General features: G+C 68.2%; 12 protein-coding genes. 5 read left to right on the top strand and 7 right to left on the bottom strand.

The window, feature by feature from the left end:
- Positions 1-1,253 precede the first annotated feature (1,253 nt).
- Both ACFPJ1_RS15405 and ACFPJ1_RS15400 read left to right on the top strand, forming a co-directional pair.
- A complete protein-coding gene (locus tag ACFPJ1_RS15405; protein ID WP_380104315.1) occupies positions 1,254-2,237 on the top strand; it encodes an SAM-dependent methyltransferase in 984 nt (327 codons plus the stop codon).
- A gap of 14 nt (positions 2,238-2,251) precedes the next feature.
- Positions 2,252-2,731 carry a P-loop nucleotide/nucleoside kinase family protein gene (locus ACFPJ1_RS15400; RefSeq protein WP_380104314.1) on the top strand — a complete coding sequence of 160 codons (480 nt, stop codon included), beginning with the start codon at positions 2,252-2,254 and terminating at the stop codon, positions 2,729-2,731.
- Positions 2,732-2,797: 66 nt separating this feature from the next.
- Here ACFPJ1_RS15400 and rpmB read toward each other — a convergent pair whose 3' ends face one another.
- The 5 genes from rpmB to ACFPJ1_RS15375 all read right to left on the bottom strand — a co-directional run bounded on the left by rpmB (position 2,798) and on the right by ACFPJ1_RS15375 (position 8,287).
- The gene (gene rpmB, locus ACFPJ1_RS15395) at positions 2,798-3,019 is read right to left on the bottom strand and encodes a 50S ribosomal protein L28 (protein WP_132191415.1); all 222 of its coding nucleotides are present in this window, start codon (positions 3,017-3,019) and stop codon (positions 2,798-2,800) included.
- 79 nt (positions 3,020-3,098) lie between these two features.
- Positions 3,099-5,087, bottom strand: a complete 1,989-nt coding sequence (locus tag ACFPJ1_RS15390; protein WP_380104313.1) for an aldo/keto reductase — start codon at positions 5,085-5,087, stop codon at positions 3,099-3,101.
- Between the two features lie 30 nt (positions 5,088-5,117).
- On the bottom strand, positions 5,118-5,945 hold the full coding sequence (locus ACFPJ1_RS15385; RefSeq protein WP_380104312.1) for a carbohydrate ABC transporter permease: 828 nt from the start codon (positions 5,943-5,945) through the stop codon (positions 5,118-5,120).
- A complete protein-coding gene (locus ACFPJ1_RS15380; RefSeq protein WP_380104311.1) occupies positions 5,935-7,005 on the bottom strand; it encodes a carbohydrate ABC transporter permease in 1,071 nt (356 codons plus the stop codon). Before ACFPJ1_RS15380 ends, ACFPJ1_RS15385 begins: the two co-directional genes overlap by 11 nt.
- A gap of 1 nt (position 7,006) precedes the next feature.
- Positions 7,007-8,287, bottom strand: coding sequence for an ABC transporter substrate-binding protein (locus ACFPJ1_RS15375; protein WP_380104310.1), 1,281 nt, complete (start codon positions 8,285-8,287; stop codon positions 7,007-7,009).
- A 318-nt stretch (positions 8,288-8,605) separates the two neighbouring features.
- Between ACFPJ1_RS15375 and ACFPJ1_RS15370 the strand changes: the two genes are divergently transcribed.
- The gene (locus ACFPJ1_RS15370; protein ID WP_380104309.1) at positions 8,606-9,220 is read left to right on the top strand and encodes an HAD family hydrolase; all 615 of its coding nucleotides are present in this window, start codon (positions 8,606-8,608) and stop codon (positions 9,218-9,220) included.
- Between the two features lie 141 nt (positions 9,221-9,361).
- Positions 9,362-10,981: a GxGYxYP domain-containing protein gene (locus ACFPJ1_RS15365; protein WP_380104308.1), complete on the top strand. Its 1,620-nt coding sequence runs from the start codon at positions 9,362-9,364 to the stop codon at positions 10,979-10,981.
- Here the strand turns inward: ACFPJ1_RS15365 and ACFPJ1_RS15360 are convergent.
- A complete protein-coding gene (locus tag ACFPJ1_RS15360) occupies positions 10,972-11,988 on the bottom strand; it encodes an MFS transporter (RefSeq protein WP_380104307.1) in 1,017 nt (338 codons plus the stop codon). The two genes, ACFPJ1_RS15365 and ACFPJ1_RS15360, sit on opposite strands and share 10 nt — an antisense overlap.
- Before the next feature lie 167 nt (positions 11,989-12,155).
- Complete coding sequence (locus ACFPJ1_RS15355; protein ID WP_380104306.1) at positions 12,156-12,785, bottom strand: HAD-IA family hydrolase; 630 nt, start codon at positions 12,783-12,785, stop codon at positions 12,156-12,158.
- 48 nt (positions 12,786-12,833) lie between these two features.
- Between ACFPJ1_RS15355 and ACFPJ1_RS15350 the strand changes: the two genes are divergently transcribed.
- Positions 12,834-14,045 carry an ROK family transcriptional regulator gene (locus ACFPJ1_RS15350; protein ID WP_380104305.1) on the top strand — a complete coding sequence of 404 codons (1,212 nt, stop codon included), beginning with the start codon at positions 12,834-12,836 and terminating at the stop codon, positions 14,043-14,045.

Below are 14,045 nucleotides of genomic sequence, written 5' to 3'. Positions count from 1 at the left end.
AACCAGCCAGCCCACCCACCCCGACGCCACCGCACCCCCGGCACCCCCGGCACCACCCCAACCCACCCGGCAGCACCGCCGCCCGCACTTTGTGTACCGCCCGAGCACCCGCCGCCGGCCCGGGCGCTCACCTCGTGCACACAGTCGCCCCCACCGCAGCCCAGCGCCACCCCAGCCCCCGCCGCCCCCACTTTGTGCACCGCCCGAGCACCCGCCGCCGGCCCGGGCGCTCACCTCATGCACAAAGTCGGGCCTACCACGGCCCGGCGCCACCCCAACCCGCACCTTGTGCACCGCCCGAGCACCTGCCGCCGGCCCGGGCGCTCACCTCGTGCACAAAGTCGGGCCCACCACGGCCCGGCAACCATGGCCACCACTTTGTGCACCATCGGAGCACCCGCCGCCGGGCCAGGCGCTCACCCCAAGCACAAAGTCGGCCTCACCGCAGCCGAGCACCACCGGCCGGCGCCATCGCAGCTAGGGCACCGACCGAGCACCCGCCTCCGGCTCGGGCGCTCACCTCGTGCACAAAGTCGGCCGCACCGCAGCCCGGCACCACCCAAGCTCCGCACTTTGTGCACCACCCGAGCACCCGCCGCCGGGCCAGGCGCTCACTCCAAGCACAAAGTCGGCACCACCACCGCCCGGCACCGCCGCCCGCACTTTGTGCACCACCCGAGCACCCGGCGCCGGCCCGGGCGCTCACCCCATGCACAAAGTGCTCCCGACAGCCGGCCGAGTGGCAGTACCTGCTCGGGGTGGCTGGAGGCGCAGCAGTGCGGCGATGTTGGCGATCTAGTCCGCCTCGATCGCCAACAGCCCACCCAGGCGGCGCCGCCGTACCGCGCGCCCCGGGCGGCGTCGCTGTACCGAGCTCGCCCAGGCGGCTCCGTAACGTTCGCTCCGGGCGGTGTCGCTGTACCGAGCGCCCCGGGCGGCGCCGTCGTACCGAGCGCCCCTGGCGGCGCCGCCGTACCGAGCGCCCGGGTGGCGTCGCCGTACCGAGCGCGCCGGGTGGCGTCGCCGTACCGAGCGGCCCGGCTGGTTGCCGTTTGAGGGGCCAACCTCGCGGGGAGGGGGTTGCCTGGTCAGAGTCTGGGCGGGCAACCCGTCGCAGCCGGGGGTAACCCTCAGAGGGTGGGCTGGTTGGGGGCATGGCGCACGTCGTGCTCGCGGGGATGGGCGAGGTGCGCGGTGGGAGGTGACCGGATGGGTGGCACTTACTATGTGTTGTGCTTGCTTTGCTCTTCTCGGTGGCTACCGACAGCTACGACCTGGCGGTGCGTGAGATCCGGGACGAGTTCGGGCCCCAGGTGAGGATCGAGCGGGTCAGCGGGGATCTGGGCCGGATCGTGGAGAACGGGCCGTCGATCGAGGACCTGGCCGATGCCTGCGTCCGCGGGCGGATCATGTTCGTCCGGCATCTGACGGTCGAGATCGCGAGCTTCGGAGTCGACGAGGTCCCGCCCGCGCACGAGCTGGCCGAACTGGTCCTGGCCGAGCTGCCGCGGCACCCCCAACAGCTCGCCGTACAGACCTGGACCGACGGAGCCGGCACCGGCGGCTCGTACTACCACCTGCTGGAGGAGGGCCTCGGCTCCCGCGGGATCGAGGTCACCCGGGCGGGGCAGGACGTCGTGGTCTCGTGCTTCGTCGGGCGAAAAGCTGTTGTCCTGGGCGCGAATCGGCTCGAGGACAGCCTGTCCGACTGGCCGGGTGGTCGGATGCGGCTGGCGCGGTCCGACGAACGGGTCTCGCGGTCGGAGTTCAAGCTGGAAGAGGCGATCCAGACGTTCGGCCTGCGACTTCCCGACGGCGGCAAGGCCCTGGACCTCGGGGCGAGCCCGGGCGGCTGGACCCGGATCCTGCGTCAGTATGGCCAGGAGGTGTGGTCGGTGGATCCCGGCGCGCTGGACTCTCGAGTGACCGCTGACCGTCGCGTCCACCACGTCGGTACGACGGCCGGCGAGTTCTTCCGGCGCAACCAGATCCGGTTCGACGTGGTGGTGAACGACATGCGGATGGACCAGGTCCTGAGCGCTCGGGTGATGCTGGACGCGGTGCCGCACCTGCGCCGGGGAGCACTCGCGATCGTCACCCTCAAGGGCGGCGGACGCAACCAACTGGACGCCGCCAGGCGCGGGATGGATGTCCTGCGCAAGGAGTACGACGTACTGCATGCTCGTCAGCTCCACCACAACCGCAATGAGCTGACGGTCATCGCCGAGGCCCGCTGAAAATGGCGGCCACCATGACCCTGCTCATCGGGTTGCCGGGGGCGGGCAAGACCACCCTGGCCAAACGGCTGGAGGCCGAGCGGGCGGCGCTTCGGTTGACTCCCGACGAATGGATGGGTCCGCTGTTCGACGCCAGCGAGCACGAGGGCAAGCGGTGGGTGCTCGAATCGGAACTGCTGTGGGGTGTGGCGACTCGCGCGCTGACGCTGGGAGTGGACGTGATCCTCGACTACGGCTGCTGGAGCGAGGAGGAGCGCGAGCTGTTCCGCACCCAAGCCCAGAGCCTGGGCGCACGGGCCGAGCTCGTAGTCCTGCTGCCTCCGATGGAGGTCTTGTGGGAGCGCCTGAACGCCCGCAATGCCGCAGCGCCGAGCGGGGTCTTCACCATTACCCGCACCGAGCTCGCGTCGTACGACGAACTGTTCCAGCGGCCAGGGCCGGACGAGTTGGCACGCTACGACCGCCACGTCGTGGTTCCCCGGGAACACCAGTAGGCGCCCGGGATAACCCGGGCGCCTAGGGGCCCTACACGGAGGACGGCCTACTGGAGGCCGGAAGTTCTAGCCGACGACGCGCTGAACCTTGCCCGCCTTGATGCAGGACGTGCAGACCTTCAGCTTGGTGGGCGTGCCCTTGATGATGGCCCGGATCGGCTGAATGTTGGGGTTGAAACGACGCGGCGTACGCGCCTTGACCCGACGGATCATCGCGCCCTTACCCAGCCGCGCAACACTGTTGCCGAACGTCGGCTGCTTGCCGCAAACATCGCACTTCTTAGACATGATTCTCCGTGTTTAGGGTCGAGACACCGACAGACCATGTTACACAGCGGTCAGCGCGCGACCAATTCGGTCCCAGCGCTCAGTCGAGCGCTGTTAGCCAGGCCACATCCTCGTCGGTCAGCTCGACCGACAGCCCCGGCAGCGAGGTCCTGGTCTCGCTGATCTGCCGCGGCCCGATCAGCGGGAACACCGGGTACGGCTGGTGCAGCAACCAGGCCAGCGCGATCGCCGTCGGCTCCACCCCGCGAGCCTCCGCGAGCACCCGCGCGCGGCGGAGTCGCTCGAAGTTCTCGTCGGAGTAGAAGCAGCGGACCAGTTCCTCGTCCGACCGGTCCTCCGGCTTCGCCCGCCCGGTGAAGAACCCGCGCGCCTGGCTCGACCAAGGGAACAGTGCGACCTGCCGTTCGCGCAACCACGCCTGCGACTGGTCGTCGCTGACATGCCCGCAGCCTGCCCAGGGTACGTCGTACGCGCGCGCCAGGCTGAGGTGGTTGCTCAGGAGGGTCAACGGCTGCTTGCCGTTGGCCGCCGCGTAGGCGTTGGCCTCGTCGAACCGCGCGGTCGACCAGTTCGACCCGCCGTACGCCTTGATCCGGCCGGCCCGGAAGTGCTCGTCCATCACGTCGACGAACTCGCCGACCGGTACCTCTTCGTTGTCCCGGTGCATCAGGTAGAGGTCGACGTGGTCGGTCTGCAGCCGCTCGAGGCTCTCCCCCAGCTGCCGGGTGATCGACTCCGGGTCGCAGTGCGGCGTGTGCGCACCCTTGCCGATGACAACGACCTCGTCACGGTTGCCCCGCGACTTGATCCACTGACCGAGGAGCTTCTCGCCGCGGCCGCGACCGTAGATGTACGCCGTGTCGAAGGTGGTTCCGCCGCGCTCGACGAAGTCGTCGAACATGGTCGCGGCGTGCGTCAGGGTCTCCTGGTTGTCCACGCCCATCACCAGCCGCGACACCTGCTTGTCGAAGCCCGGCACCTGCCCGTACGTCATCGGCGCGTCCGCCCGCCGAGTCAGCGGCCGGCCCGTCAGTGTCGGGACGATCGCGTCGTCGCGCTCGCTCGCATACTGCTGGCCGATCAGCTTGCGCCACTCGTCCTGCACCGCGAGGTTCCCCAGCGTGTCGGCCCAGGACATCTCCGGGGCCTGACGCTGCTCGATCGCGGCCGCGACAGCGTCCGCCTCGGCCGCGTAGATGTAGGCGGGCTCCGCGGAGACATCCCGCGCTTCCTCTCCCACCTTGTGCAAGCTGACGTGGGTCGGCTTGCCGTCGCCGCCGAACCACGGGTCGTCGATCACCAGGTAGCCCTCGCTGCCGAGGACGCGGACCCGGTTCTCGTCGCTGAGCCGGACACCGGTGCTGACCTGAGCGGTCATCCCGCTGTCGAAGAAGAGCGTCGCCACCGTCCACTCGTCGACGCCGGTCTCCCCGACCTGACCGACCGCGGTCACCGCCGCCGGATCGGCGTACGGCGCTCCGACGGCCGCGCCGGCGATCAGGCGCGCCATCGAGACCGGGTAGCCGCCGACGTCGAGGATGCCGCCGCCGGCCAGCTCGTCGGCGAAGATGCGGCTCTCCGGGCGGAACGAGGACTGGAAGGCGAAGGACGCCTGGATCTGGTGCACGGTGCCGATCGCGCCGTCGCGGACGAGCTGGGCGATCAGCTTGGTCTGCGGCAGGCAGCGGTACATGTACGCCTCCATCAGGAAGACGTCGTTGCGTACCGCTGCCTCGATCATCGCCGCGGACAGCGAGCGGTTGATCGCCAGCGGCTTCTCGCACAGCACGTGCTTGCCGGCCTCCGCCGTCTTGATCGCCCACTCCACGTGCAACGGGTGCGGAGTGGCGATGTAAACGGCGTCCACCGTGTCGTCGTCCAGGAGCTCCTGGTACGAACCGTGGCGGTTGGGGATGGCATAGCGGTCCGCGAACTCGTTGGCCGAGTCCGTACTACGGCTGCCGACTGCGGCGAGCTCGCCGGTCGTCGACGAAGGGAGCTGGCTGGCGAACCTGGAGGCGATGTTTCCGGTCCCCAGGATTCCCCAGCGAAGCTTGGTGTCAGGCACAGAGGTTCCCCTCGGAGTTTGCGGTCAGGGTCAGAACTTCATCGCGCCGGCGGCGATGTCGGCGATGAAGTGGCGACCGCCGATGATGAAGACACCGATCAAGGGGATCACGCTCATCAGCGCTCCCGCCATCACCATGCTGTAGTCGGTGCCGTACACACCGTTCAGCTGCTGCAGGGCGACCTGCAGGGTGAGCCTGTTCGGATCCGTCATCACGATCAACGGCCACAGATAGTCGTTCCAGACATTGATGAAGGTGAAGATGCCCAGGAACGCCAGCCCGGGTCGCAGTACGGGCAGTCCGACGGTGAGGTACTGCCGGAAGAAGCCCGCGCCGTCGACCTTGGCTGCGGAGATGAGTTCGTCGGGGATCGCGCCCTTGGCGTACTGGCGCATCCAGAAGATGCCGAACGCGTTGGCCGCGCCCGGGATGATGAGGGCCTTCAGCGACCCGATCCAGCCGAACTCCGCCAGCGTCACGAACTGCGGCACCAGCGCGAGCTGGGACGGGATCATGAAGGTCGCCAGCAGCAGCCCGAAGAGCAGGTTGCGGCCCGGGAACTCGTACTTCGCGAACGCGAAGGCGGCCAGCGAGTCGAAGAACAGCACCAGCACGGTGACCCCGACCGAGGCGGCCAGGGTGATCAGCATCGCGCCGAAGAAGTCGATGTTGTCCAGCACGTTGCCCATGTTCTCGAACAGGTGGGAACCGACCAGCAACTTCGGCGGGTAGGTGAAGATGTCGGGCGTGGTGTTGGAGGCCATCACCAGCATCCAGTAGAAGGGGAAGATCGAGACGGCGACGCCGAACATCAGCACGACATGACCCACGACGGTCTTGATCCGTTCAGCGGGCATCGGTCAGCTCCTTCGGCTCGTCGGTCCGGTCCGTGTCGCCGGCCTGCCGCTGGGCGGCCTGCTCGGCGATCCGGGCGTTCGCGCGCCGGGCGGCCCGTTTGGTCAGCCGTTCGTCGTCGTTGCCGCCGATCAGCCGCCAGTTGATGATCGAGAACAGCACGATCAGGATGAACAGCGCCCAGCCGATCGCGGCGCCGTAGCCGAACTGGTTGGCGCCGAAGGCGTTGTCGTACAGGTAGGAGACGATGGTCAGACCGCCGTCGCCCGGACCGCCGATCGCGCCGCTACTGCCGAACAGCACCTGCGACTCGGTGAAGATCTGCAGCCCGCCGATGGTCGAGGTGACCGCGGTGAACAGGATCACCGGACGCAGCAACGGCACCGTGATCCGCCAAAAGGTCTGCCGCGGCGAGGCGCCGTCCACCTTCGCGGCCTCGTAGATGTCGGACGAGATCGCCTGCAGGCCGGCCAGGAAGATGATCGCGTTGTAGCCGGTCCAGCGCCACGCGACGATGCTGGCGATCGCGACCTTGATCCCCCACGGCTGACTGAGCCACTCGATCTTGTCCAGCCCGATCGACTGCAGGAACGCGTTCAGCAGGCCGAAGTTGTTGCTGAAGATCGAGCCGAACACCATCGTCACCGCCACCACCGAGGTGATGTTCGGGATGAAGTACGCGATCCGGTAGAAGCTGCGGAACCGCGTTGCGTTGTGCAACGAGTTCGCGATCACCAGGGCCAGCAGCAGCATCGGAACGGTCGAGATCACCCAGATGATCAGGGTGTTGGTGATCGCCTTCCAGAACTGGGGATCGGTGAGCAGATAGCTGTACTGCTCCAGCCCGACCCACTTCATCGCACCGATGCCGTCCCAGGAATGGAAGGACAGGTAGATCGAGAAGAAGACCGGGAAGGCGCCGAAGACGGCGAAGAGGATGAAGAACGGCGACACCGCGGCGTACTGCGGCAGCGCCTGGCGGAACTTGTTGGGCGGCTTGTCCGGGGCCGGGTCCTTGGTGGCCACCGCGGCGGTCCTGCGGATCGTGTCGCTGACGGCCATCTCAGATCGCCCCCGCCCGGGTGAGTTCGCGGTCGATCTGGTGCTGCGCGTCCCGCCAGGCCTCGTCGGACGTCTTGCTGCCGATCTCGATGTTGACCAGCTCGGCCTTCAGCGCATCGCCGATGATCGTGTCGTAGGGGCTGAAGTAGGCGCCCGGGTACTTCTTCGCGGAGTCGGCGAACACGTCGACGATCTGCTGACCGCCGAAGAACGGGTCGGGTGCCGCCAGCCGGGAGTCGGTGTAGCTGGCCGGGGTGGACGGGAAGAGCACCGGGTCGAGGAACGACTGAGCCTGGTTCTTCGACGACTCGAGCCAGCTGATGAACGCAAAGGCCGCCTCGGGATCCTTGCAGTACTTGGTGATCGCGAGGAACGAGCCGCCGCGGTTACCGGCGCCGCCCGGTGCGGGAGTGACCCGCCACAGGCCCTTCGTCTTGGGAGCTGCGTTCTTCGGACCGAGCTGGGCCCACCAGACCGCACCAACGAAGGCCACCAGGCGCCCGTTGGTGACGACGGCGTTGGCATCGGTACTGCCGTCCTGGGCGTTGGCCGACAGGCCTTCCTTCACCACCCGGACCGCCAGGTCCCAGGCCTTCCGGATGTGGTCGCCGTCAGCGAGGTACTGGCCGTCGGAGGTCATGAAGCGCTGGGGCAGCTGGGCCAAGGCGTAGAGGAAGACCGAGGTGATGTTGTCGGTGATGGCCGAGCCGGGCACCGCCTGCTTGGCCTTCTTGCCGACCTCGATGTAGCGCTCCCAGTCGGGGGCCGCCGCGGCCACGTCCGCCGGCTCGGTCGGCAGACCGGCCTTCTCGAAGATGTCGCGGCGGTAGAACAGGGCGGTCGGGCCGGTGTCCATCGGGAACGCCATCATCTTGTTGTCCGGCGTGATCCCGAGCTTCCACTTCCACTCCAGGAAGTCGCCCTTCAGCTTGTCCGCGCCGAGCTCGTTCAGGTCGTGGAACTGGTCCGCGTTCGGGAAGTAGGTGGCGACGTCGTCGTTGATCCCGATGATGTCGGGCACCAGCGACTTGCCGGCCAGCGAGGTCAGCACCTTGGTCTTGTAGTCGCCGCCGATCCGGGTCATCGAGAGCTTCTTCGAGGTGCCCGCGATGCCTTTCTCGGCCTGCGCGATCAGATCGTCGTTCACCGATCCGGTCCAGCACCACATGCTCAGCTCGTCGGACGCGCCCAGCGAACTTCGCGAACCACACCCGGTCAGACCAGCGGCCGCGGCCGCGCTCCCGGCTCCCAGCGCCAGGAACTTCCTGCGTGTCACTGCCATGAATCGCCTCACCTACACCTTCGCGTCGCAACCGGGGAGGGGCATTTCCATGTTCATTTTCGCGAGAGATTGTCTACAAATGTTCAGACATCGCTAAGGTAAGCGCATACCAACTGAACCGGTCAAGGGCTCAACCGGCGCCGCCGACGTCCGTTCCCGGTCACACACCGCGGGTGTGCCGTCTACCGACTGTTGACGAGCACCCGCTTCGCCTGACTCATCCCGAACGCTTCCCCCGACCCCTCCCGAGCGCTTCCCCGACTCCTCCCGAGCGGTCCCGCACGCTCCGGGTGAGCGGCCGGCTGAAAGGATGGCGGCATGACGATCGATGCCGTGCTCTTCGACGCCGACGGCGTCATCCAGCGCCCGACGGTGGACTGGCGCGCCGCCTTGTCCGGCTTCGTCTCCCCCGGGGACGCCGAGGAGTTCGTGCTCGACCTGATGACGTCGGAACGTCCGTCGCTGGTCGGCAAGGGCGACTTCCGGGACGCGATCACCGACGTGCTGCGGCGCTGGCACTCCGAAGTACCGGCGGAGGCCGTGCTCGACCTGTGGCGCCGGTTCGAGGCGGAGCCGGTGGTGGTCGACCTGATCCAGCAGTTGCGGGCGCAAGGGATCGGGTGCCACCTGGCCACCAACCAGCAGGGCTACCGCCGGGCGATCATGCACGACGAGCGGCACTACGGCGACTGGTTCGACCAGACCTTCTACTCCTGCGATCTGGGCCTGGCCAAGCCGGACCCGGCGTACTTCCGGACCATCCTGCAGGCCATCGACCGACCGGCCACGTCGGTGCTGTTCATCGACGACAACGTAGCCAATGTGGACGGCGCACGGACCGTCGGACTGCACGCGGAGGTCTACGACCTTGCCGAAGGCACGGAAGCCCTGCGATCCCTGCTGATCCGCTACGGACTGCCGGTCTCCGCCTGATCCTTGCCTCACGGTGGCTGATTCTGGCCGATCTCGGCCTGATCCGGGCTGAGGTCTTGTCGGCGGAACCTCGCTGTGGCATCGTCTCGGCCCAGTTGACAACGTGGGACAGCATCGGGGGTCAGCCGTGGGAGGCACTGCATGTCCGGACTCCGTTTCACCCGTCGGCACGCCCTCGGCCTCGGTGCCGCAGCCGTCGGTGCACTGGGCCTCAACTCCGTCAGCCTGAACTCCACAGCCGTTGCTGCGTCCGCGAGCGCGGCCGCCGGTGGCTATCCGAAGGGCAGCCGGCCGCGGGTGCTGAACGTGCTGCAGGAGAGTGCGCTGAGCCCGGCCGAACTGACGCTCGCGACCACCCTGCAGGGGCAGCTCGCCCGCACCGGCAGCGAGGGCCTGTACCTCGACATCCCGTCGCTCGGGTATCGCCTGTGGCTCGACGACCTGGCCGACCGGTACGGCGTCCGCGTCGGTCCGGGTGACCTGTGGAAAACCCTCGAGCAGTCGCGGGTGGCCGGATACATTCTCTTTCGACAGGGCACCTCGTCGGTCAATGTGGCCACGACTCTCGCGGGGCTGACGGGTGCCATCGCGATCGAGGAGAGCCTGGAGGCGACAGCGATCCGGAGCGGGTTGCGCAAGGTCCTGGACGTGCGGGACAAGGACGAGCAGTGGGTGTGGAGCAACTACTCGCACCGGCTTCGCCACGACGTGGTGATCGAGCAGAAGGAGGACTGGCCTGAGCGACTTCGTGACTACGCGACGATGGCGGGAGCGTTCGCCTTCTTCGACGGCAACTCCGCGTTCCGGGCCGAGGTGGTCGGCGCGCTGGACGACGACGCGACGGTGATCGGATGGGGTGACGCGGCGAACGGTGAGGACACGTTCATCGGGCCGAACTCCGACGCCGGCGTGAAGGCGATCCCGGCCGACCACGCGCGCAACCTGTCCGTGTTGTCGGGGATCCGCGCGGACCGGATCTCGCAACGCGGTCCGGTGGAGACGCCACGACCGGATCCGGACGCGCACTACGTGAGCTTCCTGATCACGGACGGGGACAACATCCAGTGGATGCTGGGCGACTTCCCGACCGACCCCCGATGGTTCGGCAGTGCCCAGCGCGGCAAGGTCGACCTGGGCTGGGGCATCTCACCGTCCTTGGTGGACCTCGCCCCTTCGGTGATGCGCTGGTACTACGACCAGTCCGGCGGAGGTGGTAGGGCTGCCGGCGCCAGCGGGACGGATCGGTTCGTCGTCGGCCCTTCGGGTGGCGGGTACATGTACCCGAGCCGGTTCCCGAAGGCGGCGCTGGACAAGCACACGGGTTCGCTGGCGCAGGAGATGGAGCGCGCTGATCTGTCGGTGGTGCAGATCATCGACTTCGACTCGTTCCCGGACACCGCGTTGTGGTCGACGTACCTGAAGCGGCCGCAGATCGACGGACTGATCTACCTGGAGTACTCGCGCTACGACTCACACAAGGGCAAGGTCGTCTGGGCGAACGGCAAGCCGGTGATCTCCGCGCGCACGATGCTCTGGGACGGCCTGCCCGGTGCGGATGAGGCGAGCGTGATCGCGGAGTTGAACTCGGCGACCCGCGATCCGCACTCGACTGCCGGCTACTCGGTCGTTCTCTGGCACGCCTGGAGCAAGTCCCTCGACAACGTCATGACCGTCGTCGACGGCCTGGCACCACACGTGAAGGTGATCCCACCCGACACCCTGGTCAAGATGGTCAGCCGCCACGCGAATCCTCAGGGCTGACGCACGACCGGCTGGGTTGTGCGGTGGATCAGCAGGAGGATCGCGAGAAGTGGGAGCGGGATCAGGAAGGCGGTTCTGAGGTCTAGGACGCCGGCGAGGGCTGCCAGAGCGGCGGGTGCCAGCAGAATCGCGGTGCCTGAGGCGAAGGCGCTGAGGGAAGCGAGGTGGGCCGGGCTGACTCCGGGGATGGAGATCAGGTCGGCGAGCACGATCGGGTAGAGCGTCGCCACCCCGAGCCCGGCGAGCCCGAGGCCGACGGTCACCAAAGCAGGAGAGTCGAACGCTGTGACGAGGAGCGTGCCGGCAGCGGCGAGGACGCCTCCGGGTAACAGTGCCGACCCTCTGCCGAGACCAGCCGGCCTGAATATCCGGCCGAGGTTCACGGGGCCGATCGTGCGGCCGACTGCCATGCCGATCGGGAACGCACTGCCGAGCAGGGCAGCCGTGCCAGCCGGCACACCGGTCGCGAGCAGCCGCGCTACCGCCCAGATGACGAAGCAGAACTCGACCGACACCGCCAGCACCACGCGCGACCATCCCCGGAAGACCGTCCCCCAAGGCGCTCCACTACCCGGCGACTCAGCAACCACGTGTACTGCGCGAGGCGCTACCCGCGACCGGGTCAACGGCAGCACGAGCAGCAGCGGCAAGACCGCCAGAAGCATGGCGAGGCGACCCGTTGGGCCGAGCGAGTCGAGCGCACCGATCACCAGCGGCGCGAAGATTCCCGTAGTACTGGAGACTGCGTTGGCTCGGGCGATCCGTACTGCGGCTCGTGGTCCACTCAGCAGCAACGGCACGACGAGCAGCATCAACGCGCCACCCAGGCCGACCAGCAACCCGCCTGCGAGCGCGACGGCGAGCCCTTGAGCCACCGCCAGCAGCAAGGCACCAACCGCACAGACGATCGCGCCGATCCGAAGTACCAGCATCCGCGCGTCGGTCCGCAACGCCATCGGCCCGATCAAGGCGACGATCAGCAGCCCCACCGCGAACGCTGACGACAACCACGCAAGCCGATCAGTCGACTCCCCCAGATCCCTGGCCAGCAAGGCCACACAGGCCCCAAGCCCAGCGATAGCGAACCCCAGCCCCGCCAACGCCAGCCCACCCAGGACGTCCCCCGCCCTCTCCCCCGCCGCAACCTCCTGGCCAGGGGATTTGGATGGAGCGGTCATTCGGAGGGTTCGCGCGGATCGAGCAGGCGGGCCAACTGATGCAGATCAACGAGCCGCACATCACCGTCGAGGCCCTTCAATGCGGCCGTCTGAGCACCGGCGGCGCGGGCGGCCTGGAGGCCTACCTCTGCGTCTTCGACCACCAGGCAGTACTGCGGGTCGACCTCGAGGAGTTCCGCGGCCCGGAGGTAGCCCTCGGGGTCGGGTTTGCCTCGGCTGATGTCCTCGATCGTCACAAGTACCGGCGGGTCGATGCCCGCTGCGCCCAGGCGTACCTTCGCCAGCCGGTGGTCCGCACTCGTCACCACGGCCCAAGGCAGCCCCAGCCGCTCGATCGTGGCGAGCACCTCGGTGGCCCCGGGAGCCGCCGCGACTCCGGCGAGGTCGTCGTATTGGAGTTCCAACTGGCGGGCTGCCGCGACTGCTCGGGAGGTCTCGTCGAGGCGCGGGAGCATCTTCTCGACGGTGGACTCCGCCGGGGCACCGTGGGCGATGGCGAGCACATCCGCCGGGTTCACGCCGTACTCCGCCGACCAGGTGGTCCAGGCGCGCTCGACCGACTCGTCCGAAGTGACGAGAGTGCCGTCCATGTCGAACAACACGGCGCGCAGATCCCGAAGCTCCATCGACTCCTCCATTAAACTCGTTCTCCGAGCATAAGGTAGAAGGGTGCTATGAACGCAAGAGGGAGCGCGTCGACGGTTCGCCAGGACCGCCCTGACCGTCGTGGATCTCGCCGGGGTCAGTGGCAGACGGCCGCGGACGTGCTCGGCCAGGTCGCCCGCCAGCCGGGCATCACCCGCGCCGCCGTGGCTCGCGAGCTTCGGCTGAGCACCAGTTCGGCGACGGAGGTGACGGCGCGACTCCGGGAGCTGGAACTGCTCACCGAGACGCCGGCGCCGAGTCAGGGGCGCGGACGGCCGACGACCGTGCTGCGGCCGCACCCGCGCGGACCGCTGGTTCTTGCGCTCGATCTACGGCAGGGCAACTGGCGCAGCGCAGTGGTGTCACTCGACGGCGTCCTTCACGACCAGCAGTCCAAGCGCCACCGCAGCCGCCGCGCCCAGTCGGCGCTCGCCACCCTTGAGCAGACAGTGGTGAGCGCCCAGGAGCAGTACGGCGACCGCCTGCTCGCGGTGACGTTGGCCGTGGCCGGCACTGTGCGGGACGACCAACTGATGCAAGCTCCCACGCTTGGCTGGGGGCAAGTCGACCTGAGTCCGGTCACAGCTGGCACTGGCCTCCCGCTGCTCACGGGGAACGACGCGACGCTCAGTGGAGTGGCAGAGGCGCGTACGGGTGCCGCTGCCGGAGCACGGACCGCGCTGCATCTCATTGTCGAGGTAGGACTCGGCGGGACGCTCATCCTCGACGGGATCCCGGCCAGCGGTGCTACCGGTGCGGGTGGCGAGTACGGCCATATCCCGTTCGGCGATCGTGCGCGACGGTGTCCGTGTGGAGCCCGCGGCTGCTGGGACCTCGAGATCGACGGTCGGGCGCTAGCCATGCAGCTCGGCGATCCTGAACCCGACGATCCCTACGCCTATGCGGAGACGGTGCTGCAGAGACTTCCGGACGAGGCCGCCACCCGAGCGGTCGGCAAGGTCGCTGATGCGCTCGGCTTCGGGATCGCCGGGCTGGTGAATGCCCACGACCCCGACGTGGTCACGCTCGGCGGTCTGGCGATCCCGCTCCGGGCCGCGGCCTCAGACGCCTTCGACCGGGCCTACTCCGATGGGCTAATGACGTTCCACCGCCGTACGCCGCCGCCTGTGCTCGACTCGGCTCACTCCGACGACGGAGCCCTCCGCGGCGCCGCGGCCATCGGCCTGGACCACATCACCACCGAAGACGCCCTCGCCGCTTGGTCCGACGCTCGCAGCTGA

It is taken from the genome of Kribbella qitaiheensis, assembly GCF_042657745.1.
Taxonomy (GTDB): Bacteria; Actinomycetota; Actinomycetes; order Propionibacteriales; family Kribbellaceae; genus Kribbella; species Kribbella qitaiheensis.
Note: the sequence above shows the minus strand (reverse complement) of the source record. Positions and strands in the feature narration are given on the sequence as shown.

Bases quoted from the DNA above. Each gene is read 5' to 3' on its own strand.
- ACFPJ1_RS15400 (WP_380104314.1), top strand. From the start codon at position 2,252: ATGACCCTGCTCATCGGGTTGCCGGGGGCGGGCAAGACCACCCTGGCC.
- ACFPJ1_RS15380 (WP_380104311.1), bottom strand. From the start codon at position 7,005: ATGGCCGTCAGCGACACGATCCGCAGGACCGCCGCGGTGGCCACCAAG.
- rpmB (WP_132191415.1), bottom strand. From the start codon at position 3,019: ATGTCTAAGAAGTGCGATGTTTGCGGCAAGCAGCCGACGTTCGGCAAC.
- ACFPJ1_RS15355 (WP_380104306.1), bottom strand. From the start codon at position 12,785: ATGGAGCTTCGGGATCTGCGCGCCGTGTTGTTCGACATGGACGGCACT.
- ACFPJ1_RS15350 (WP_380104305.1), top strand. From the start codon at position 12,834: ATGAACGCAAGAGGGAGCGCGTCGACGGTTCGCCAGGACCGCCCTGAC.
- ACFPJ1_RS15385 (WP_380104312.1), bottom strand. From the start codon at position 5,945: ATGCCCGCTGAACGGATCAAGACCGTCGTGGGTCATGTCGTGCTGATG.
- ACFPJ1_RS15370 (WP_380104309.1), top strand. From the start codon at position 8,606: ATGACGATCGATGCCGTGCTCTTCGACGCCGACGGCGTCATCCAGCGC.
- ACFPJ1_RS15375 (WP_380104310.1), bottom strand. From the start codon at position 8,287: ATGGCAGTGACACGCAGGAAGTTCCTGGCGCTGGGAGCCGGGAGCGCG.
- ACFPJ1_RS15365 (WP_380104308.1), top strand. From the start codon at position 9,362: ATGTCCGGACTCCGTTTCACCCGTCGGCACGCCCTCGGCCTCGGTGCC.